This window comes from Micromonospora sp. AMSO12t, from assembly GCF_008806585.1.
Lineage (GTDB): Bacteria > Actinomycetota > Actinomycetes > Mycobacteriales > Micromonosporaceae > Micromonospora > Micromonospora reichwaldensis.
The window spans coordinates 1-20965 of sequence record NZ_WAAS01000043.1 but is presented as its reverse complement, the minus strand read 5'-3'; the positions used below and the strand labels follow the sequence as shown (position 1 = coordinate 20965).

The 20965-nt window shown below is 75.4% G+C and carries 18 protein-coding genes and 1 pseudogene; 9 read left to right on the top strand and 10 right to left on the bottom strand.

What is annotated here, in order from left to right; translation table 11 throughout:
- Positions 1-37: 37 nt before the first annotated feature.
- From F6X68_RS09550 to F6X68_RS09510, 9 genes are all read right to left on the bottom strand, one after another.
- A complete protein-coding gene (locus tag F6X68_RS09550) occupies positions 38-961 on the bottom strand; it encodes an STM4011 family radical SAM protein (RefSeq protein WP_151453915.1) in 924 nt (307 codons plus the stop codon).
- Positions 958-2280, bottom strand: a complete 1323-nt coding sequence (locus F6X68_RS09545; protein ID WP_225852113.1) for an STM4012 family radical SAM protein — start codon at positions 2278-2280, stop codon at positions 958-960. Before F6X68_RS09545 ends, F6X68_RS09550 begins: the two co-directional genes overlap by 4 nt.
- Positions 2277-3080: an STM4013/SEN3800 family hydrolase gene (locus F6X68_RS09540; protein ID WP_151453913.1), complete on the bottom strand. Its 804-nt coding sequence runs from the start codon at positions 3078-3080 to the stop codon at positions 2277-2279. The genes F6X68_RS09545 and F6X68_RS09540 overlap by 4 nt, the downstream gene beginning before the upstream one ends.
- Positions 3068-4207, bottom strand: a complete 1140-nt coding sequence (locus F6X68_RS09535; protein WP_192581343.1) for an STM4014 family protein — start codon at positions 4205-4207, stop codon at positions 3068-3070. Before F6X68_RS09535 ends, F6X68_RS09540 begins: the two co-directional genes overlap by 13 nt.
- A gap of 1 nt (position 4208) precedes the next feature.
- Positions 4209-5159 carry an STM4015 family protein gene (locus F6X68_RS09530; RefSeq protein WP_151453912.1) on the bottom strand — a complete coding sequence of 317 codons (951 nt, stop codon included), beginning with the start codon at positions 5157-5159 and terminating at the stop codon, positions 4209-4211.
- A gap of 5 nt (positions 5160-5164) precedes the next feature.
- Entirely contained in the window at positions 5165-6097 is a 933-nt protein-coding gene (locus tag F6X68_RS09525) for an STM4015 family protein (protein ID WP_151453911.1), read from the bottom strand.
- 87 nt (positions 6098-6184) lie between these two features.
- Positions 6185-6976 (bottom strand): shikimate dehydrogenase, encoded by a 792-nt coding sequence (locus F6X68_RS09520; RefSeq protein WP_151453910.1) that lies wholly within the window; start codon positions 6974-6976, stop codon positions 6185-6187.
- 162 nt (positions 6977-7138) lie between these two features.
- A complete protein-coding gene (locus tag F6X68_RS09515) occupies positions 7139-7723 on the bottom strand; it encodes a hemerythrin domain-containing protein (RefSeq protein ID WP_151453909.1) in 585 nt (194 codons plus the stop codon).
- Positions 7716-8930: a hypothetical protein gene (locus F6X68_RS09510; RefSeq protein WP_151453908.1), complete on the bottom strand. Its 1215-nt coding sequence runs from the start codon at positions 8928-8930 to the stop codon at positions 7716-7718. Before F6X68_RS09510 ends, F6X68_RS09515 begins: the two co-directional genes overlap by 8 nt.
- 170 nt (positions 8931-9100) lie before the next feature.
- Between F6X68_RS09510 and F6X68_RS09505 the strand changes: the two genes are divergently transcribed.
- The 6 genes from F6X68_RS09505 to F6X68_RS09480 all read left to right on the top strand — a co-directional run bounded on the left by F6X68_RS09505 (position 9101) and on the right by F6X68_RS09480 (position 15077).
- Positions 9101-10000 carry an alpha/beta hydrolase gene (locus F6X68_RS09505; protein WP_151453907.1) on the top strand — a complete coding sequence of 300 codons (900 nt, stop codon included), beginning with the start codon at positions 9101-9103 and terminating at the stop codon, positions 9998-10000.
- A gap of 193 nt (positions 10001-10193) precedes the next feature.
- Positions 10194-10979, top strand: coding sequence for an ABC transporter ATP-binding protein (locus tag F6X68_RS09500; protein ID WP_151453906.1), 786 nt, complete (start codon positions 10194-10196; stop codon positions 10977-10979).
- Positions 10976-11698 (top strand): ABC transporter ATP-binding protein, encoded by a 723-nt coding sequence (locus F6X68_RS09495; protein ID WP_151453905.1) that lies wholly within the window; start codon positions 10976-10978, stop codon positions 11696-11698. The genes F6X68_RS09500 and F6X68_RS09495 overlap by 4 nt, the downstream gene beginning before the upstream one ends.
- Before the next feature lie 26 nt (positions 11699-11724).
- Positions 11725-12603: a branched-chain amino acid ABC transporter permease gene (locus F6X68_RS09490; protein WP_151453904.1), complete on the top strand. Its 879-nt coding sequence runs from the start codon at positions 11725-11727 to the stop codon at positions 12601-12603.
- On the top strand, positions 12600-13706 hold the full coding sequence (locus F6X68_RS09485; RefSeq protein WP_151453903.1) for a branched-chain amino acid ABC transporter permease: 1107 nt from the start codon (positions 12600-12602) through the stop codon (positions 13704-13706). Before F6X68_RS09490 ends, F6X68_RS09485 begins: the two co-directional genes overlap by 4 nt.
- A gap of 87 nt (positions 13707-13793) precedes the next feature.
- On the top strand, positions 13794-15077 hold the full coding sequence (locus tag F6X68_RS09480; RefSeq protein WP_151453902.1) for an ABC transporter substrate-binding protein: 1284 nt from the start codon (positions 13794-13796) through the stop codon (positions 15075-15077).
- 66 nt (positions 15078-15143) lie between these two features.
- Here F6X68_RS09480 and F6X68_RS09475 read toward each other — a convergent pair.
- Positions 15144-16362: pseudogene (locus F6X68_RS09475) on the bottom strand (acetyl-CoA C-acetyltransferase).
- 134 nt (positions 16363-16496) lie between these two features.
- On the opposite strand from F6X68_RS09475, the gene F6X68_RS09470 reads away from it, so the two are divergent.
- The 3 genes from F6X68_RS09470 to F6X68_RS09460 all read left to right on the top strand — a co-directional run bounded on the left by F6X68_RS09470 (position 16497) and on the right by F6X68_RS09460 (position 20800).
- Positions 16497-17264, top strand: a complete 768-nt coding sequence (locus F6X68_RS09470; protein WP_225852112.1) for an SDR family oxidoreductase — start codon at positions 16497-16499, stop codon at positions 17262-17264.
- 103 nt (positions 17265-17367) lie between these two features.
- Positions 17368-17979, top strand: coding sequence for a TetR/AcrR family transcriptional regulator (locus F6X68_RS09465; protein WP_121401380.1), 612 nt, complete (start codon positions 17368-17370; stop codon positions 17977-17979).
- A gap of 85 nt (positions 17980-18064) precedes the next feature.
- Positions 18065-20800, top strand: a complete 2736-nt coding sequence (locus F6X68_RS09460; protein ID WP_225852111.1) for a LuxR family transcriptional regulator — start codon at positions 18065-18067, stop codon at positions 20798-20800.
- Positions 20801-20965 lie beyond the last annotated feature (165 nt).

Here is a 20965-nt window from a genome sequence, read left to right as displayed (position 1 = left end):
GCGGCGTGCGTGCGCCGGTTCGCCGGCCCGCTCCGCGCTACGCCGGCGGAGGCGGCGCGGGGGCGGCCACCGTCGCGTGCACCGGCGCGGCCAGCGGCACCGGCCGGCGTACGGGCGGCCAGGCGGCCGGGATGCGTTCCAGGACCCCGCCGGCGAAGACGTCCCGCAGGCCGAGCGGCTTGAGGTGGACGTACCCGATGTGGCAGTCGCAGACCGCGTTGCCGCACGGGCGCGGTCGCAGGGCCGAGCGCCACGACCCGTCGTAGAGGTTGCCGATCGGCTCGTCGATGAAGTGACAGCGGCGCACGGTGCCGTCGCCGCGCACCGAGATCGCCGTCTCGCCCGCGTGGCACGGACGATCGAGCGACACGTGCGGGCGGACGCTGTAGCCGAACAGCGGATCCAGCTCCGTCCAGGTCGCCTCCTCGGCCGCGTCGTAGCGCCGGCCCTCGGCGGCGTTCACCCACAGGTAGACCTCGGCGGGCAGGGCGGCGCGCAGCGCCCGCGCCTCGGCGAGGTGCTCCGGCAGGCCGACCACCCCGACCGAGTACCGGACGCCCAGCTCGGTCAGCCGGGCGCAGCGGCCCAGGAAGCGGTCCCGGTCCACCTGGCCGGGGTGGTAGGTGGCCCAGAGGGCGGCGGCGCGCGGGTCGGCGTCGGCCAGCCAGTCCACCCGGGCGGCCAGGTTGGTCTGGATGACCACCCGGTCGACGTGCGGCAGGTGCGACAGCGACACCATCGCGTCGCGGTACCAGCGGCGGGTCAGCCCCTCGCCCCACGGGGTGAACAGCACCGACAGCCGCACGTCGGAGGTGGCCGCCACCCAGCCGGCGAACCGGTCCAGCGCCGCCCGGTCGGCGCGCAGCAGCTCCGGCGGGTCCCGCCGCTTGGCGAACGGGCAGTACGGGCAGTCGTAGTTGCAGCTCGCCAGGGGACCCCGGTAGAGGATCGCGAGGTTCACCTCGGCACGTACCCGGTCATCGCGTCGCGTACCCGGGCCGAGGTCAGCCACGGGCCGATCGCGTCGGAGCGGGCCAGCCCGGCCGGCGTCAGCCGCAGCCCGCCGTCGCCGGCCCACCCCCGCTCGGTCAGCGTGCCCAGCTCCGGGAAGTCGTCGCCCGGAAGCGCGCCGAAGCGGGCCCGGTAGGCCGCCGCGTCGACCCCCTCGGCGCGCAGCAGCGACTTGAGCAGCCACCGGCGGCGCTGCTCGGCGCCGTCGAGGGCGAACCCGAACTCGGCGAAGCGGAAGTCGTCGGCCGGGCGGGCCAGGTAGTCGTCGAGCACCGCGCGCACCTGCGACACGCCGACCGCGTAGTCGAACGAGTAGTGCAGGGACGTGGTGTAGGAGCGGGCGCCGCAGCCCAGACCCACCATGCCGTCGTCCTGGCAGCAGTAGTCCGGCCCGTCCGGGGTGGGCGCGTCGGCGCGGCGGAACTGCCGCATCGACTCCTGCCGGTAGCCGGCCGCACCCAGCGTCGCCACCGCCTGCTCGTAGAGGGCGAGCCGCTGGGCGTCCCAGTCCGCGCGGCCGTGCGCCCGCCGCCCGAGCCCCGTCAGCGGCCGCACGTACAGCGGGTAGAGGTACAGCTCCTCGGGCCGCCACGCCAGGGCCGCGTCGAGGCTCTCCCGCCAGGTGTCGGCGGTCTGCCCGTCGATGCCGTAGATCAGGTCGATGTTGAGCACCGGGATCCGGGCGTCGCGGATCGCGGCCAGGGCCGCCTCCACCTCCGTGCGGCGCTGCGGCCGGCCGGCGGCGCGGGCCTCGGCGTCGAGGAAGCTCTGCACGCCGATGCTCACCCGGGTGGTGCCGTGCGCGGCGAGCACCGCGAGCCGGTCCGGCGTCGCGGTCGCCGGCGAGGTCTCCACCGACAGCGGTACGCCGGGCAGCCGGGCGCCCATCGCGGTGGCGATGCCGAACAGCTCGGTCAGCTCGTCGGCGGTCAGGTAGGTGGGGGTGCCGCCGCCGAACGCCACACGGGCGTAGCCGGCGTCGTCGCCCAGCGCGTCGGCGACCCGTCCCGCCTGCCGGCGCAGCTGCCGAAGGTAGTCGGTCACCTGCTCGGCGGGCGCGTTGGCGCGGGTGAACAGGTTGCAGAAGCCGCAGCGCATCTCGCAGAACGGCAGGTGCACGTAGAGGAAGAGCGCCTCACGCGCCTCGGCCCGCCACACGTCCGCCAGCAGCGGGCGCGGTCGCAGCGGCCGGTAGGAGGTCTTGTGCGGGTACGCGTAGAGGTACTGCTGGTACGGCGAGCCGTCGAGGCCCGTGTCGGTGCTGGTCACCATTCCCCCGGTCGCAGGACGAAGTGGGCGTACGGGACCGTCCACACCACGTCGTGGCCGATCCGGTGGCCGGTGTGGCCGTCCTCCCCGTAGGCGGTGCCGTGGTCGGAGCAGACGATCGCGAACACCGGCCGACCCCGGCCGGTGAGCAGGGCGAACAGCCGGTCGATCCGGCCGTCGACGTACTCCAGGGCGGCGGCGTGGCTGGCCAGGTCGTCGGCCTGCGCGCCGGGCAGGTGGTGCCGGTTGGGCTGGTGCAGGGCGGCGACGTTGAGGAACGTGAACAGCGGCTGTTCCGCCGGCACCCGCGGCAGCACCTCGGCCAGCCGGTCGAGCTGCGCGTCGAGGCAGGTGGGGGAGGTGACCCCGAACTCCGGCTCCCAGTGCGCCTCGGCGAACAGGCCCGGCAGCACCGCCCCGAGCGGGCTGCGCCGGTTGAAGAAGCCGACCCCGCCCAGGCAGAGCGTGTGGTAGCCGACGTCGGCGAGCGCCGTGGGCAGGTCGGGCGCGTCGAACACCCAGGTGTCGGCGCCGGACGTCTCGCTGCCGGGGAACGCCGCCGCGTACAGCCGCTCGTGCCGGCCGGGGGTGACCGGGGTGGGCAGGAAGCCGGCGAAGAACGCGTGGTGCGCGGCGTAGGTGAAGCTGGCGGGGGAGTGCCGTTGCTCCCACCGCCCGCCGGGCAGGGCGCGCGCCAGGTGCGGCGTGCGCCCCCGCGCGGCCAGGTCGGCGGCGACGTCGTGGCGCAGCGTGTCGAGGGTGAGCAGGAGCAGGTCGTGGCTGCCGATCAGACTGCGCACGCGAGCACCTCCCGCCCGACCGCGCCGGCGGGCCGTGCCGCGTCGTCGCCCGGCGGTGTCCGGCCGGCAGCCGACCGCCAGCGGTCCCACCGGCCGTCGGTCAGGGCGCGCACCTGCTCGGCGTAGGTGTCCCGGCCGTCGGTGAGGACCCCCGGCAGCAGGTCGCCGAAGGCGTTGACCTCGGCCACCGCGTGGCGCCGCCAGCCGAGCAGGAACATCAGGTCGATGCCGACCTGGAGGCTGCGGGGGAAACACGCGGCCGCCCGCTCGCACGTCTCCATGGCCGCCGCCCACGCCGCCGGCCCGGCCGCCGCGCGCAGCTCGGCGAGGTCCCCGCGCGCGTTGCCCAGGTGCAGGTTGGTCAGCGGCCCCCGGGCGGCGCGCACCACGGCGTGGGTGGGCCGCCCCGCGATCGTCACCACCCGCAGGTCGACCACCCGGTCGCCGAGCCCCGCCTTGGGCAGCCACCGCTCCACGTGCAGGCCGTCGGCGGCGATCCGGTCGACCATGGCGGCGACCTCGGCCTCGTCGGTGTAGCGGCGGGGGCGCAGCGAGTTGAACAGCCCGTCCGGGGCCGCCTCGATCGTGGTGACCGCCTGCACCCGCCCCCGGGCCACGGCCAGCGCGACGACCCCGGCGGCCGACGAGCCGTGTGCGGGCTTGACGAACACGCGGCTCCAGCGGGCCGCCGCCATCGCCGCCCGCAGCTCCTGCCACCCGTGCACCGGGGGCAGCGCGGCCGGCACCGGCACCCCGGCGGCTGACAGCCGGGCGTGGCAGCGCCGCTTGTCGCACAGCACCGCGACGTCCGCCGGGTCGTTGAGCAGCTCCGCGCCGCCGGCGGCGACCCGGTCCAGGCCCCGCAGCAGCCCGGCGTACGTGTCGGCCAGGCCGATCAGCTCGCCGTGCCGCGCCGGCGAGGTGGACCGGCGTAGCAGCCGGTCCACCTCGGCGTCCTCGCCGGGCGAGTCGACCCGTACCAGCGCGCCGGCCCCGGGCGGCGCCGCGCCGGCCAGCACGTCGACCCAGGGCAGCACCTGCGGCCGGGGCAGGCCGGCGGCGAGGACCGCCCGGGTGAACAGGCCGACCCGACGGTTGCCGGGGTTGCCGACGACGGTCAGGCGCATGTCACTCCGACACCGCCGTGTAGCGGTAGCTCTCGCCGTCGTACTCCTCGGGCTCCTGCGGGTCGGAGTCGTCCACCGCGACGCCCGGCAGCGCGGCGACCAGCGACGCGGCGGTCTCCTCCGTCAGGTAGTGGTGGGACAGGTCCAGCTCCGCCAGGTGGGTCAGCGGCTGACCGGCCAGCAGGGCCGCCGCGCCCTCGTCGCCGAGCGTGCCCATCGACAGGTCCAGCCGTCGCAGCCGGGACACCACCGGCGCGGACGCCAGCGCCCGGGCGAGGTCGTCGGCGATCTCCGAGTTGCACAGGCCGAGCCGGCGCAGCTGCGGGAACCGTTCCCCGGCCAGCAGCGGGGCGAGGTCGGCGACCTGCGTGTCGCCGCCGTAGTCGGAGGTGCCGAGCCACAGCTCCAGGTCGGTCAGCGCGGGCAGGTCGGAGTCGAGCACCGCGCCGACGAACGCCCGGGACAGCCCGCCGCTCTCCACCGCCAGCTCCCGCAGCCGCGCGTGCCGCACGGGGGAGAACGCGAAGTTCTCGCCGCCGCGCACCCGCAGCACCTCCAGCGCCGGGTACGCCGTCAGCAGCGCACTGACGTCGCCCACCCTCATCCAGGAGACCTCGCACTCCTCGGAGGTGATGTCACCGAGGAAGAGCGCGCGCAGGGCGGGCAGGCGCGCCGCCGCCGCGCAGAGTTGCGCGATCGGGGCGGGATGGAACGCCGCGTAGCCCCAGGAGCCGACGACCAGGGACTCCACGGACGGACCGGCCTGCGCGACGAACCGGTCGAACGCGTCGCGGAACTCCGCCGAAAGCGAGCTCTCTGTGGTCTCGTCGTCGAAGTGCCAGTGGGCGATCCGCCACGAGACCGGGCCGTCCACCGTGGGCAGCGGCCCGTCGGCGGGGACGTCCACCACGGGACGGCCGGCGAAGTGGAGCGCGTGGGAACCGAAGGCCATCTCGCTCACTCCCCGACCGCGGTGTAGCGGTAGACGGTGCCGTCGTAGTCCTCGGCGACCTGTGGGTCGGACAGGTCGACCCGCGCCCCCGGCAGCGCGGCGACCACCGCGGCGGCCGCCTCCTCGGAGAGGTAGTGATGGTGCAGGTCGAGGTGCCTCAGGTGGGTCAGCGGCTGCCCGGCCAGCAGCGCCTTCGCGCCCTCGTCGGTCAGGGTGCCCATCGACAGGTCGAGCGCCTCCAGCCGGGGGACGACCGGCGCGCTGGCGACCGCCGCCGCGACCGCGTCGGCGATCTCGGCGTTGCACGCCGCGAGGTGACGCAGGGCCGGCAGGCCGGCGCCGGCGAGCACCCCGGCCAGGTCCTCGGCGCTCGCGTCGCCGCCGTAGTCCTTCCTGCCGAGCCACAGGTCCAGCCGGTGCAGGGCCGGCAGCTCGCACGCGCCGACGGCCCGGACCACCCCGGCCGGCAGCCCGCCGGACTCGAAGCGCAGCTCGCGCAGCCCGGTGTGCCGGACCGGCTCCAGCCGCAGGCCCTGCGCCCCGCGCACCCAGAGCACCTCCAGCGACGGGTACGCCGCGAGCAGCGGCGTGATGTCGCCGTGCATGAGCCAGGAGATCTCGCACTGCTCGTAGGTCAGGTCGGCGAGGAAGAGCGCCCGCAGGCCGGTCCACTCCCCGGCGGCCTCGACCAGCGCCTCGATCGGCAGGGGCCGCTCGTACGCCTCGCCCCACTCGCCGATCACCAGGGCGCGCACCGCGTCGGCCGGCACCTGCTCCCGCAGCGCCCGGACGAGACCGAGGAACTCCTCGGGATCCGCGTCGAAGTCCTCGACCTCCAGCCGCCAGGCGACCGCCGACGGATCGTCGGGGAGTGTCATCCCCGGGGTGAAGGGCACTGTCGGTAATCCGACGAACGACGACACGTGCGAGCTGATCACGCCTACCTCCGGTCCGACTGGTGCAGCGGCGGCGCGACGGTAACAGGTCCGCCCGACAGGATGATCAGTGCGCCGACCGCCGGTCGGTCAGAGCCCGAAGAAGTCGAGGTAGGCGTCGATCTGGTGGGCGAGCATCGGCTCTCCCGGGTGCGCCCGCAGTCCCCGGGCCCGTGCCTGGGCCAGCAGGAGCGTCTCGGCCGGCGTCATGATGATGTCGGCGACCACCGCGTGCGCCGGCAGGTCCGCCACCGCGAACGGCGGCGGGTCGTCGGGGCCCAGCCCCAGGGGCGTGGCGTTGACCGCGAGGTCGGCGTCCGCCAGTCGCGGTCGCGCGGTCGCGCCGACCCGGCCGGGGTACGCGGCGGACAGTCGCCGCCGCAGCGTCTCCAGCCGGTCCGGGTCGGTGTCGCTCAGCCGCAGTTCCGCCACGCCGGCGTCGAGCAGCGCCACCGCGATCGCGCTGCCCGCCCCGCCCGCGCCCACCACGCACGCCCGGCGGCCCCGGGGATGGTGTCCGGCCCCGGCCAGCCCGCGGACGAACCCGTCGCCGTCGAAGGTGTCCGCGGTCCACGTCCCGTCGGGCTCGCGCCGCAGCGCGTTGGCGCTGCCGGCCAGGCGGGCGCGGTCGCTGGCCCGGTCGGCGAGCTCCAGCACGGCGGCCTTGTGCGGCACGGTGACCAGCATCCCGTCCAGGTTGGCCACCCGTTGCAGCCCCCGCACCACCTGGGTGAGGTCGGCCGGCGCCGCGTGGACCGGGACGAGCACCGCGTCGGTGCCGCGCCGGGCCAGCACCGGGTTGAGCAGCCCGGGGGCGCGCACCTGGGCGATCGGGTCGCCGAGCAGCGCGTACACCCTCGTGGCGCCGCCTATCTCGGTCATGGGGGTCTCCGCGGGCAGGGGGCGTCCGGCGCGGCCGGACCGGGGCGGTGCCGACCCTACGCGACGGCGGCACCCGCCCCGGCGCGGGCACGGCGGCAGACGCGCCGCGCCCACCCGCCGGAATCGGTCGGGTGGGCGCGGTGTGCTGGTGTCGGCGGGTGCTCAGCCGCTGGACGACGGCCTGCGGATCGCGTCGCGGACGCGGTCGATGACCGCCAGCGCCGGTCCGGCCGCGAGGTTGCCCTTCGCGGACTGGGCGCTCGGGTGCGGGCGCGTCGGCGCGGTCGCCTCCGCCATCCGAACGGCGCCGGCCATCGTGCGCAGCCGGTCGGCGGGCACGTGCTGGCGCAGCAGCGGGAACTCCTGGCGTTCCTCGTAGCGGGCGTGCGTGAGCACCGCGTCGCGCAGCAGGATGATGCCGGTGTCGAAGCCCTCGGCGTCGACACCGCCGGCGATCAGGGTCTTCAGGGTCTCCTTGGCCTGACGCTCCTCGGCGAGGCGTTCGTCGACCATGGCGTCGCCACCCCCGCCCGGCAGCGTCCGGGCCAGCGGGTGGACGACCTCCTCCTCGGCGGTCTCGTGCGCGGCGAGGAGCTTCACCAGGTCGTCGAAGGCGTCCCGGCGGGTCTCCCCGGTGCTGCCGATGACCAGCAGGAACAGCTCCTCGATCCGCGCGTGCTGGGCCAGCAGCAGGTCGACGACGTCGTCTTCGGGGCCGCGCGTGGCCGGGGCGCCGGTGTCAGGCATGGCTGCCTCCCCGCGCGCGCAGCGACTCCACCGGGTGGGGCCCCTCGGTCTCGACGCGGTACTCGTCGCCGAAGCGCTCCCGGTGCATGTCGATCACCTGCTCGCTCGGCGGCTTCTGCCCGTCGTGCAGCTGCTGCTGCATCGACTCGAAGCGCTCGTGCGCCTCCCGCACGTACCCCTCGCCGAGCTTGTTCAGGTCGACCTGGGTGGCGAGCAGGTGGCGCAGGTACTCCTTGTTCGGCTCGAAGGTCAGCGGCTCGGGCAGGCCGGCGCCGCCCACGATCTCCTCCGGCTCCCGGCCGTCGTGGCGGCGCAGCAGGTCGGCGGCCTGTTGCAGGTGCGCCAGTTCCATCTGCAGGTGCAGCTCCCACACCGCCTTGATGCGGGGGTCGCTCTCCTGCTGCATGAAGGAGTAGTAGAGCCAGCACTCGTTGTACTCGTGGGTGAGCAGCCGCTCCCACCAGTTCTCGCCCGGGTCGAGCAGCGACTCGTAGTGCGTGACGTGCTCCTGCTCGATGAGGCTGATCTCCTGGTAGAGCTGTCGCGCGATCGGCTCCATGTACTGCGGACCGACGTTCATGTAATAGAACATGACCTGCTGCTCCGCCGACAGGATGGTCAGCGCGTGCAGCTTGGAGCGGGGGTCGACGCTGTTGCGGTCGTACGGGGTGCGGACCTCGTCGAACGGGTGCCGGTGCTCGGCGACGGTGGGCCGGCCGGGCATGACCTCGGTCAGGCCCTGCACGATCTTGTCCGCCTTGCGACGTTCCACCATCTCGTAGAGGTTGGCGTAGCGGTAGAGGTGGTCGAAGTCCTCCAGCACGCCGAACTCGTAGCTCTGCTTCAGGTACGGGTCGGGCTCGTGCCGGGCCACCCACGCGGTCAGGTCGACGGCCACCTGCTCGTAGCCGAGCGTCGTCTCCAGCACGCTCGCGGCGCCGGGCAGCAGCCAGTTCACCACCCGCTGCTGCTGGCTCTCCAGGTAGCGCACGTACGCCAGCTGCCGGCGGACCTCCTGGTCGGGGCAGTTGCGGGCGAACTGGTGCTGGAAGTTGATCGCCTCGACCTCGATGCCGTTCATGGTGATGATGCGGCAGCGGGTGTACGGATCGACCGCCTCCGGGTCGATCGGCTCCACGTTGAGTTCGCGCCAGTTGCGGATCTGGCTCTCCAGCGGGATTCCCTTGTGCTCCAACGGGTTGAACACGGCGTCTCCTTCTTCGGCCGGGGTGCCAAATGCCCTACCCCGACAGGCCGGGCGAAAACGGCCGGCCCGATTTTCCCGGGCCGGACTGGTGATTTCACCGATGCGCCGCCGTCGACACCGCCGAAGACTGATGCATGTCGATATGCCCCGTCCCGTAGGGAGTGCCCGACGTGTCATCACCAACCACCACCGCCCGTACCCGTCCCGTCGCCCGCCTCGCCGGCCTGGCCCTGGCCGCCGTCCTGGCCACGGCGGGCGCGCTGGCCGCCCCGCCGGCCGCCCAGGCCGCCGCCAACCCGTACGAGCGCGGCCCCGCCCCGAGCGTCGCCCTGCTGGAGGCCAGCCGCGGCCCGTTCGCCACTTCGTCGCAGAACGTCTCCTCGCTCAGCGTCACCGGCTTCGGCGGGGGCGTCATCTACTACCCGACCAGCACCGCCGAGGGCACCTTCGGCGCCGTCGCCATCTCGCCCGGCTACACGGCCGCCTGGTCCAGCATCGACTGGCTCGGGCCGCGGATCGCCTCGCATGGCTTCGTGGTGATCGGCATCGAGACCAACACGCGCCTCGACCAGCCGGACAGCCGCGGTCGGCAACTGCTCGCCGCGCTCGACTACCTGACGCAGCGCAGCTCCGTACGCAGCCGGATCGACGCCAGCCGGCTCGCCGTCTCCGGCCACTCGATGGGTGGCGGCGGCAGCCTGGAGGCCGCGGTCTCCCGGCCGTCGTTGCAGGCCGCGGTGCCGCTCGCGCCGTGGAACCTGGACAAGTCCTGGTCCGACGTCCGGGTGCCGACCCTGATCATCGGCGGGGAGAGCGACAGTGTCGCGCCGGTCTCGTCGCACTCGGAGCCGTTCTACACCAGCATCCCGGCCTCGTCCGAGAAGGCGTACCTGGAGCTCAACGGGGCCAGCCACTTCTTCCCACAGACCGTCAACACGCCCACCGCCCGGCAGGCGGTCGCCTGGTTGAAGCGGTTCGTCGACGACGACACCCGCTACGAGCAGTTCCTCTGCCCCGGCCCGAGCGGCTCCGCGATCCAGGAGTACCGCAACACCTGCCCGAGCGCCTGACGCTCCCCGGGGCGGCCGCCACCCCCGGCCGCCCCACGGCGCATGGCTGCCCGGTCGGTGCAGAAACCGTCGGCCGCCGCCCAGGTCCGGGCGGCGGCCGACGAGCGTGCCCGCGAGCGTCGGAGGTATTGACGGCCCCCGTCAGAAACGTACACTCCCAGTGTAAATACTGGAGGCTGCCGGGGGACGGGTGATGGAGCAAGGGCTCGCACTGCACCACATCGGGGTCCGCTTCGGCGGCCTCACCGCCCTCGACGACGTCTCGCTGCGGGTGCCGCCCGGCCGGGTGGTCGGCGTGATCGGTCCCAACGGGGCCGGCAAGACCACGCTGTTCAACGTCGTCTGCGGCTTCGTCCCGCCGGACGAGGGCTCCCTGACCCTCGACGGCCGGCCGCTGCGCCCGCGCCCGCACCGGCTCACCCGGCTGGGCGTCGCCCGCACCCTGCAGGGCACCGGGCTCTTCGCCGGGCTCACCGTGCTGGAGAACGTGATGACCGGGGCCACCCACACGGCCCGCGCCGGCTTCCTCGCCGCACTGCTCGGCCTGCCCCGCAGCGACCGCGACGAGCGCCGGCTGCGCCGGCACGCCCTCGACGTCCTCGACACCCTGGGGATCGCCGGGCACGCCGACGCCGCGCCGGGCACGCTGCCCTTCGCCGTACGCCAGCGGGTCGCCCTGGCCCGCGCGCTGGCCGCGCGGCCCCGGCTGCTCCTGCTCGACGAACCCGCCGGGGGCCTGGGCGCCGACGACATCGCCGAGCTGGCCGAGCTGATCCGGGGGCTGCCCCGACGCGACACCGACCCCTGCGCGGTGCTGCTGGTGGAGCACCACATGGACCTGGTGATGTCCGTCTGCGACGAGATCGTGGTGCTCGACTTCGGGCGGGTGATCGCCGCCGGCACCCCCGACGAGGTGCGCGACGACCCGGCCGTCGCCGACGCCTACCTCGGCGCGGCGGTCGACGAGGCCGCGGCATGACCGGCGAGGCCCTGCTCGAGGTGCGCGGCCTGGCGGCCGGCTACGGCGGCGCGCCGGTGCTGCACGGGATCGACCTGACCGTGGCGCGGGGCGCCATCGCGGCGGTGGTCGGCGCCAACGGCGCCGGCAAGACCACCCTGCTGCGCGCCCTGTCCGGCATGCTCCGCCCGGCAGCCGGTCGCGTCGTGCTGGCCGGGGAGGACCTGCGCGGCGTCGCGGTGGAGCAGCTCGTGCGTCGCGGCATGGCCCACGTGCCGGAGGGGCGCGGGGTGGTCGGCGAGCTGACGGTCGACGAGAACCTGCGCCTCGGCGGGCTGTGGCGGCGCGACCGGGCCGACGCGGCCCGCGCCCTCGACGAGGTCTACCAGCTCTTCGAACCGCTGGCCCGGCGGCGGCGACACCTCGGGCACCAGCTCTCCGGCGGCGAGCGGCAGATGCTCGCCCTCGGCCGGGCCCTCGTCGGTCGGCCCCGCCTGCTGCTGCTCGACGAGCCGTCGCTCGGCCTGGCGCCGCGGGTCGTCGCCCAGACCATGGCCCTGCTGCGCCGGCTGCGCGACGACACCGGGCTGACCGTCCTGCTCGTCGAACAGAACGTGCGCAGCGCGCTGTCCGTCGCCGACCAGGGCGTGGTGATGTCCCTGGGCCGGGTCGTCACCACCGCCCCGGCCGCCCGGCTGCGCGACGACGCCAACCTGCGCCACGCCTACCTCGGCTTCTGAACCCTCGTCCCCGCAAGGGAGGACCGTTGGACCGCTTCGTCTTCCTCACCCTCGACGGCTTGTCCAGGGGCGCGGTCCTCGCCGCGTTCGCACTGGCCCTGGTGCTCATCTGGCGGGCGGCCCGGATCGTCAACTTCGCGCAGGGCGCGATGGCCGTCGCCACCGCGTACGTGGCCTACAGCGTCTCCGCCGCGACCGGCTCGTACTGGCTGGGCTTCCTGGCCGCGCTCGGCGCCGGGCTGCTCCTCGGCGCGGCGGTGGACCTGGTCGTCATGCGCTTCGTCGACCACACCTCGCCGCTCAACCCGGTGATCGTCGCGCTGGGGCTGGTGCTGCTGATCCAGGCCGTCCTCGGCATGGCGTACGGCAGCGAGTTCCTGCCCGCCGCGACGCCCTTCTCCCGCAACCCGCTGACCGTGGGCGGCGTCGCCGTCCTGTCGCCGTACGACCTGTTCGTCTTCGCGGCGGTCGCGGTGGTGGTCGTGGGGCTCGCCTGGACCTTCACCCGCACGGCGGTGGGTCTGCGGATGCGCGCGGCGGCGTTCGCCCCCGAGGTGTCCCGGCTGCTCGGGGTGAACGTCGGCGGCATGCTCACCCTCGGGTGGGCGCTGGCCTCCGGGGTCGGCGCCCTGGCCGGCATGCTGGTCATCCCCACCGAGCTGGGCCTGCACCCGCACGCGATGGACCTGGTCTTCGTCTCGGCGTTCACCGCCGCCGTGGTGGGCGGGCTGGACAGTCCACCGGGGGCGGTGGTCGGCGGCCTCGCGGTCGGCCTGCTGCTCTCCTACGTCAGCGGCTACGCCGGCAGCGACGTCACCCCGCTCGCGGTGCTGGTGCTGCTGCTGGCGGTGCTGCTGGTGCGTCCCGGCGGGCTGTTCGCCCCGGTCGCGGCGAGGCGGGTGTGAGCGCCACCCGGGCGGTGACCCCGCCGGACACGCAGGCCCGCACCGGCCCCGCCGAGCCCCGCCTCGGCTCGACCCTGCTGCGTCACCTCGGCCTCGCGGCCGTCGCCGCGCTGCTGCTGGTGGCCGCCAGCTACGGGCTGGAGCCGTTCCGCAACTTCCAGCTCGCCACCGTGGCCGCCTACCTGTGCGCCACCGCCGGGCTGACCGTCCTCACCGGGCTCAACGGTCAGCTCTCGCTCGGGCACGGCGCGCTGATGGCGACCGGCGCGTACACCGTGGCCCTGTGCCAGAACGCGTTCGCCGACGCCGGGATGACCGGCGGCTGGCTGCTCCCGGTGTCGCTGGGCGCCGCCGTCCTGGCCGCCCTCGTGGTGGGCGCCGTGGTCGGGGTGGCCGCCGCCCGGCTGCGCGGCCCGTACCTGGCCGGCGTCACCCTGGCCGTGGCGGTCGTGGTGCCGGCGCTGACCGTCACCTTCGACGGCGTGTTCAACGGCGAGCAGGGGCTGGCGGTGCCGGTCGAGCCCCCGCCGGTGGCCCTCGGCGCGTACTTCCCCTACGAGCGCTGGCAGCTCTGGGTGACCGCCGCGGCCACCCTGCTGGCCCTGCTGCTGCTGGCCAACCTGGTCCGCAGCCGGTACGGCCGCACTTTCCGGGCGGTCCGCGACGACGAGGTCGCCGCCCGCCTCGCCGGCATCCACGTCGCCCGCACCCAGGTCCTCGCCTTCGTGGTCAGCGCGGCCGGCGCCGGGCTCGGCGGCGCCCTGCTCGCGGTCCTCGCGCAGAGCGTGTCGCCCGGGGCCTTCTCGCTCACGCTGTCGCTGTTCCTGCTGATGGCGGTCGTCATCGGCGGGCTGGGCAGCCTCGCCGGCGCGGCCTGGGGCGCCGTCCTGCTGGTCGCCCTGCCCGACCTGACGCACGCCCTCACCGAGCAGCTCACCCTGTCGCCGGCGGTCGCGCAGCGGGTCGAGGGCAACCTGCCGCTGGCGATCTTCGGGCTCACCCTGGTCGTCGTCATGATCGCCGCTCCCGGCGGCGTGCAGGGCCTGCTGTCCCGGCTGACCCGGGCGGTCTCCGCGCGCCGGACGGGCCGGCGGCGGTCCTGAGCCGCCCCGCCGGCCGTCCGCACCACACCACCCACCACCCGCACCACGACCACCACCACCCGGACCGAGGAAAGGTCGGTGTCTGACATGACACGAACGGCACGGCGCGGCCTCGCGCTCGCCACCGCCATCACCCTGCTCGTCGCCTCCGCCGCCTGCACCGGGGACGACGGTGGCGGCGGCGGGGGCACGGTCCCCGGCATCACCGACACCGAGATCGTGGTCGGCACGCACATGCCGCTCACCGGTCCGGCGTCCGCCGGCTATTCCAAGATCGCGCCCGCCACGAAGGCGTACTTCGACCACGTCAACGCCAACGGGGGCGTGCACGGCCGGAAGATCACCTACAAGATCATGGACGACGGCTACAACCCGGCGAACACCCAGCAGGTGGTCCGCCAGCTCGTCCTGCAGGACAAGGTCTTCGCCATCCTCAACGGGCTCGGCACGCCGACCCACACCGGCGTGCTCGACTTCCTCAAGAGCAACCGGGTACCTGACCTCTTCGTCGCCTCCGGAAGCCGCAGCTGGGACCAGCCCGACCGGTATCCGGGCACGTTCGGCTTCAACCCCGACTACACGGTGGAGGGCAAGATCCTGGCCCAGCACGTGAAGACCAGCCTGCCGGGGCGCAAGGTCTGCTTCCTCGGCCAGGACGACGACTTCGGCCGGGACAGCCTGGTCGGAGTGGAGAAGGTGCTCGGCGCCGGCGCGGTGGCGGCGAAGCAGACGTACGTCACCAGCAACACCAACGTGGCACCCCAGATCGGCGCGTTCAAGGCGGCCGGCTGCCAGGTGGTCATCCTCGCCACCGTGCCCGGCTTCACCGCCCTGGCGGTCGGCACCGCCGCCCGGCTGAGCTTCAAGCCGCAGTGGCTGGTCTCCAACGTCGGCGCCGACCACCCGACGCTGGCCAAGCAGCTCGGCGCCGCGGCGGGCCTGCTCGAGGGCATGGTCGGCGCCAACTACCTGCCGATGCAGAACGACGCCGCCGACCCGTGGATCCAGCTCTTCACCAAGGTCAACAAGGAGTACAACGGGGACGCGCCGTTCGACGGCAACACCGTCTACGGCATGGCGGTCGGTTACCTCTTCGTGCAGGTACTCCTCGCCGCCGGCAAGGACCTCACCCGCGAGGCGGTCACCGAGGCCGTCCGCAAGGGCGGCTACCAGGGGCCCGGCCTGGCCCCGCTGCGCTACTCCGACACCGACCACTCCGGCTACGGCGGGCAGCGGCTGACCCGGGTGAGCGGCGGGACGCAGGCCTACTTCGGGCCGACGTACGAGACGGACGAGGGCGACGGGCCGGTACGCGAGCACACCGCCCCGCCGGTGGCGCCGCCGGCCAACGGGGTGCCGACGGCCTCCTGACCGGTCGCACCCGGCACCGGCCGGGCGTGGCGCGTCGGTCTCCCGGCCCGCCACGCCCGGTCGGCGTCAGCTCAGCCGCTCGACGACCATCGCCATGCCCTGGCCGCCGCCGACGCACATGGTCGCCAGCCCGATCTCCTGGTCGTGCCAGCGCAGCGAGTTGATCAGCGTGGTGGTGATCCGGGCGCCGGTCATGCCGAACGGGTGGCCCACCGCGATCGCGCCACCGTTGACGTTGAGCCGGTCCCAGTCGACCCCCAGCTCCCGGGCGCTGGGCAGCACCTGCGCGGCGAACGCCTCGTTGATCTCGACGAGGTCGACGTCGTCGACGGACATGTCGGCCCGGCGCAGCGCCTGCCGCGACGCCGCCACCGGCCCGAGCCCCATGATCTCGGGGGAGAGGGCGCTCAGGCCGGTGGAGACGATCCGGGCCAGCGGGGTGACGCCCAGCTCCCGCGCCCGTACGTCCGACATCACGACGAGCGCGGCGGCGCCGTCGTTGAGCGGGCAGCAGTTGCCGGCGGTCACCGTGCCGTCGGGCCGGAACACCGGCGGCAGCGCCGCCACCGCCTCCAGGGTCACCCCGGCGCGCGGCCCGTCGTCGGCGGCCACCACCGCCCCGCCGGGGACGGTGACCGGGGTGATCTCGCGGGCCCAGAAGCCGTCGGCGATCGCCTTCTCGGCCAGCAGCTGCGACCGTACGGCGAACTCGTCCTGGCTGAGCCGGGACACCCCGCGCAGGTGCGCCACGTTCTCGGCGGTCTGTCCCATCGCGACGTAGACGTCTGGCAGCTCGCCGTCCTCGCGCGGGTCGTGCCAGCCCGACAGGTCGCCGGCCGCCCTGGTCGCGGTGCGCTCCAGGGCCCCGGCGAAGGCGGGATTGGTGGTGCCGGGGTGCCCGTCGGCGCGACCCCGGTCGTAGCGGGAGACGCACTCCACCCCGACCGAGAGGAAGGCGTGGCCCTCGCCCGCGCGGATGGCGTGCAGGGCCATCCGGGTGGTCTGCAACGACGACGAGCAGTACCGGTTGACGGTCGTGCCGGGCAGGTGGTCCAGCCCGAGCAGGGTGCCGACCACCCGGGCGAGGTTGTGGCCCTGCTCGCCCGCCGGCTGCCCGCAGCCGAGCATCAGGTCGTCGATCTCGCGCGGGTCGAGCGCCGGCACCTGGTCGAGGGCGGCGCGCACGATGGTGGCGGCCAGGTCGTCGGCGCGCAGGTCGCGCAGGGAGCCCTTGCGCGCGCCCGATCGGTGACCTGGCGGCGGCGACGATGACGGCTTCGGGCATGGGAGCGTCCTCTCCGGAGGGCGAACTATCTGCATCGACAGTGCTGTTATGCCGAGGTGCTGTCAATGGAATGTGACCTGTCCATCGACGTTCCGTCGTTGACGAGCGCCGGCCGCCCTCCTACTATCTGCATCGTGAATGCAGATTCGAGGCGACTCGCGGGCCGGGTCGCGCTCGTCACGGGCGCCAGTCGCGGCATCGGCCTGGCCGTCGCCCGCCGGCTCGTGGCCGAGGGCGCCCGCGTCGGACTGACCGCGCGACACCCGGAGGCCCTGGCCGAGGCGGTCGCGGCCCTGGGCGGGCCCACCCACGCCGTGGCCGTCGCCGGCCGGGCCGACGACGCGGGGCACCGACGGGCGGCGGTCGACGCCGTGACCGAGGCGTTCGGGCCGGTCGACGTGCTGGTCAACAACGTCGGCATCAACCCGGCGTACGGGCCGCTGGTCGAGCTGGACCTGGCGGCGGCCCGCAAGATCCTCGACGTCAACCTGGTCGGCACGCTCGGCTGGGTGCAGCAGGTCGCCGCGGGGATGGGCGAGCGCGGCGGCTGCGTCGTCAACGTCTCCTCGATCGCCGGCCGCACCCCGTCGCCCGGCATCGCCTTCTACGGGGTGAGCAAGGCCGCCGTCGACCACCTCACCGCGTGCCTGGCCGTCGAACTCGCCCCGAAGGTCCGGGCCAACGCGGTCGCGCCCGCCGTGGTGAAGACCCGCTTCGCGGCGGCGCTGCACGAGGGCCGGGAGGAGGAGGTCGCCCGGGCGTACCCGCTGGGGCGCCTCGGGCTGCCGCGGGACGTGGCCGGCGCGGTCGCCTTCCTCGCCTCCGACGACGCGGCCTGGATCACCGGGCAGACCCTCGTCCTCGACGGCGGGGTCAGCCTCGCCGGCCGGCCCGCCGGATGACCGCGCCGGGCCCGGGCCGGGGCCGGACGGTCGCCGGGTGGCCCGCGGCTAGACTCGGCGCGGCGGTACGGGCGACGTGACGGCGATGAGGAGGCGGGCGCGGATGGGCGGTGCCGAGGCGCCGGTCCGGGTCGACGGCCGGACCGCCCGGGCCGAACGCACCCGGGCGGCGATCGTCGAGGCGCACCTGGCGCTCATCTCCGAGGGGGACCTGCGGCCGACCGGCGAGCGCATCGCCGAGCGGGCCGGCATCTCGCTGCGGACGCTCTGGACCAACTTCAAGGACATGGAGACGCTGTTCGAGGCCAGCGGCGCGGAGCTGCTCCGGCAGCAGGACGCCGCCCACCGGCCGATCTCGCCGGCGCTGCCGCTGGCCCGGCGGGTCGACGCGTACTGCCGGCAGCGGGCCCGGCTGCTCCAGCTCATCGCCCCGTCGGCCCGCGCCGCCCAGATGCGCGAGCCGGTCTCCGGGCAGCTGCGCCGCAACCGCCTCAAGCACATCGCGCGGGTGCGCGACGAGGTCGAGCAGCTCTTCGCCGCCGAGCTGGAGCAGGCCGGCCCGGACCGGGACCAGGTGGTGCACGCCCTGGTGGCCGCGAGCATGTGGCCGGCCTGGTCGATGCTGCGCGACGGGCTGGGGCTGGGCGTGGACCAGGCCCGCGCGGTGATGACCCGGACGGTCGCCGCCCTGCTGGCCGACGTCGGCCCGCGCTGACGCGCGACGTGGGAAGGCGGCGCCGCCGGTCTTTCCATCGGGCTACCGATAGGTAACACTCGATTGCATGGTTACTGCATCGTCAGTGCAATTAGCCGTGTTGCGCGGCCGGGCCGACGAGTGCGCCGCGATCCGGCGCCTGCTGGGTGACCTGCCCACCGGCGGGGGAGCGCTGCTGGTCCAGGGCGAGCCCGGCTCCGGCCGGAGCGCACTCGTCGACTACGCCCACCGGCACGCCGAGGGCTGCACCGTCCTGGCCGGCACCGGGCTGCCCGAGGAGGCGGCCCTGCCGTACGCGGGGCTGCAACGGTTGCTGGACCCGGTGCTCGACCGGGCCGGCGCGCTCCCCGAACAGCAGCGGCGGGTGCTGCTGCGGGCGCTGGCCGGCGCGGGCTGCCCCGCCCACCGGCGCCTGGCGCTCTCCCTGGCCGTGCTCGGCCTGCTCACCGCCGCCGCGCGGGACCGGCCGTTGCTGTGCACGATGGACGACGTGGACCGGGGCGACCAGCCCACCGCGGACACGCTGGCGTTCGTCGCCCGCCGGCTGCGCCGGTCGTCGGTGGCCGTCCTGCTCACCACGGCCGCGGACGTCCCCCTCGGCGGGATAGCCCGGCACCGGCTCCGCCCGCTCGACGACCGGGACAGCGCCGCACTGCTCGCCGACCGGCTGGCCGGCCGGCCGCCCGCACCGCCCGTGGCCGCCGCGCTCGCCGCGGCGGCCGGGGGCAACCCGCAGGCGCTCGTCGACCTGGCCGAGGTGCTCACCCCCGGCCAGTGCCGCGGGGAGGAACCGCTGCCCGAGACGCCCCCGCCCGACGGCAGGCTGGGCCGCGCCTACCGGGCCCGCCTGGACCGGCTGCCGGCCGACACCCGCCGCGTCCTGCTGCTCGCCGCGCTCGACGAGGACGGGGAGCCGGCCACCCTGGTCCGGGCCGCCCGGGTCGCCGGCACGGCGGTCGAGGCGCTCGCGCCGGCCGAACTCGCCGGCCTGGTCCGCGTCGAGCCGCGACGGGTGACCTTCCCGCAGCCCCTCGTCCGGACCGTGGTCCGGGCCGCCGCGCCGCTGGCCGAGCGGCGCGCGGCGCACCTGCTGCTCGCCGGCGTGCTCGACGGGGCCGGGCACCGGCTGCGCCGGGCGGGGCACCTCGCCGCCGCCGCCCAGGGGCCCGACCCGGCCCTGGCCGCCGAGCTGGAGCAGGCCGCGACCGAGTGCGAGGGCGCGGGAACGGCGGCCTCGGCCGCGCTGCAACGGGCCGCCGAACTCACCGACGACCCGGCACGCGCCGCCGCCCGGCTGGTGGCTGCCGCCCGGTACGCCTGGTCGGCCGGCCGGACGCACCGGGCCCGACTGCTGCTGGGGAGCCTGCCCGCCGCCGTGGACGCCACCGAGGCGGGCCGGGCCGGGCTGCTGCGCGGCGAGCTGGAGCTGCGCGCCGGCCGGCCCCGGTCCGCGCCCGCCACGCTGCTGGCCGCGGCGGCCGCGCTGGCCGGCACCGATCGCGCGCTGGCCCTCGGCGCGCTGGTGCGGGCGGGCGAGGCCGCCTGCTTCACCGGCGACCAGTACCGCTACGCCGACGTCGCCCGGCGGGCGCAGCTGTTGCGCCGCCCCGACGACCCGCCCGCGACCGAGCTGCTGAGCGCCTATGTCGCCGGGACCGCGGCGACCCTGCGCGGCGACCACGAGCAGGCCGGGCCCGCCCTGCGTCGGGCGGTCGTCCTCGGTGGGCAGCTGACCGGGCCGGCGCTGACCCCCGGGGCACTGACCTGCGCGGCGGCGGCCGGGCTGCTGGTGGCCGTGGACGGCGCGGCGCACCGGCTCGCCGAGCGCGCCGTCGAGCTTGCCCGCGAGCGCGGGGAGCTGTCCGCCCTGCCCCGCGCCCTGGAGTTACGGGCGGCCGCCGAGTACTGGCTGGGCCGGCACGAGGCCGCGACGGACAGCTCCCGGGAGGGGCTGCGGATCGCCCGGGACACCGGCCAGGAGAACTGGGCCGGTGTGCACCTGGGCATGCTGGCGGTGCTGGCCGCCATCCGGGCCGACCGCGACACCGCCCTGCGCCGGATCCGGGAGATCGGCGAGGACCCGGGCGCGCACAGCCGGCCCCGCGCCCTCGCGCAGTGGGCCCTGGCGGTGCTCGACCTGGTCGACAACCGGCCGGCCGCCGCCGCCGCGCGACTGGCCGCGCTGGCCTGCCCCGGCACGGGCCGGGGGCAGGTGCTGGTCCTGGTGATGGCCACCCCGTACCTGGTGGAGGCGGCCGCCGCCGTCGCGGACCGGCCGGCGGCCGGCGCCGCCCTCGCCGTCTTCGACAGGTGGGCCAGCAGTACGGCGAGCCCGTCGCGCCGGGCCCTCTCCGCGCGCTGCCACGGGCTGCTCGCGCCCCGGGGCAGCGCCGAGGCGGAGCACGAGTTCCGCACCGCCCTGCGGCTGCACCCGACGGACGCCGGCGCGTTCGAGCGCGCCCGCACCGAGCTGCTCCTGGGCCGGGAACTGCGCCGCAGCCGCCGACCGCGCGCGGCGCGCGAGCACCTGCACGCCGCCCGGGAGGCGTTCACCCTGCTCGGGGCGGCCACCTGGGCGGAACAGGCCACCACGGAGCTGCGGGCGGCCGGGGAGTCGGTCGGCCCGCCGGAGGAGTCGGCGGCGCGACTGCTGACCGGCCAGCAGCTCCGGATCGCGCGGCTGGTCGCCGAGGGAGCCACCAACCGGGAGATCGCCGCCCGGATGTTCCTCTCCACCCGTACGGTCGACCATCACCTCCGCAACATCTTCCACCGCCTCAACATCCGCTCCCGCACGGAACTCGCCCGCGCCCTCTCCTGACCCTCTTCTGCCTCCGGCCCTGACCGGCGTCGATCATGCAGTTGTGGTGCCCCGCGAAAGCCGCGAAGTGGCATCGACCGCCCACCACAAGTCCATGATCGACGCCGGTCAGGGCCGGAGGCAGAAGAGGGTCAGGAGAGGGCGCGGGCGAGTTCCGTGCGGGAG

Excerpts from the sequence above, each read along its gene's own strand:
- F6X68_RS09535 (WP_192581343.1), bottom strand. The coding sequence starts at position 4,207 with ATGCGCCTGACCGTCGTCGGCAACCCCGGCAACCGTCGGGTCGGCCTG.
- F6X68_RS09530 (WP_151453912.1), bottom strand. The coding sequence starts at position 5,159 with ATGGCCTTCGGTTCCCACGCGCTCCACTTCGCCGGCCGTCCCGTGGTG.
- F6X68_RS09520 (WP_151453910.1), bottom strand. The coding sequence starts at position 6,976 with ATGACCGAGATAGGCGGCGCCACGAGGGTGTACGCGCTGCTCGGCGAC.
- F6X68_RS09515 (WP_151453909.1), bottom strand. The coding sequence starts at position 7,723 with ATGCCTGACACCGGCGCCCCGGCCACGCGCGGCCCCGAAGACGACGTC.
- F6X68_RS09500 (WP_151453906.1), top strand. The coding sequence starts at position 10,194 with ATGGAGCAAGGGCTCGCACTGCACCACATCGGGGTCCGCTTCGGCGGC.
- F6X68_RS09495 (WP_151453905.1), top strand. The coding sequence starts at position 10,976 with ATGACCGGCGAGGCCCTGCTCGAGGTGCGCGGCCTGGCGGCCGGCTAC.
- F6X68_RS09480 (WP_151453902.1), top strand. The coding sequence starts at position 13,794 with ATGACACGAACGGCACGGCGCGGCCTCGCGCTCGCCACCGCCATCACC.
- F6X68_RS09465 (WP_121401380.1), top strand. The coding sequence starts at position 17,368 with ATGGGCGGTGCCGAGGCGCCGGTCCGGGTCGACGGCCGGACCGCCCGG.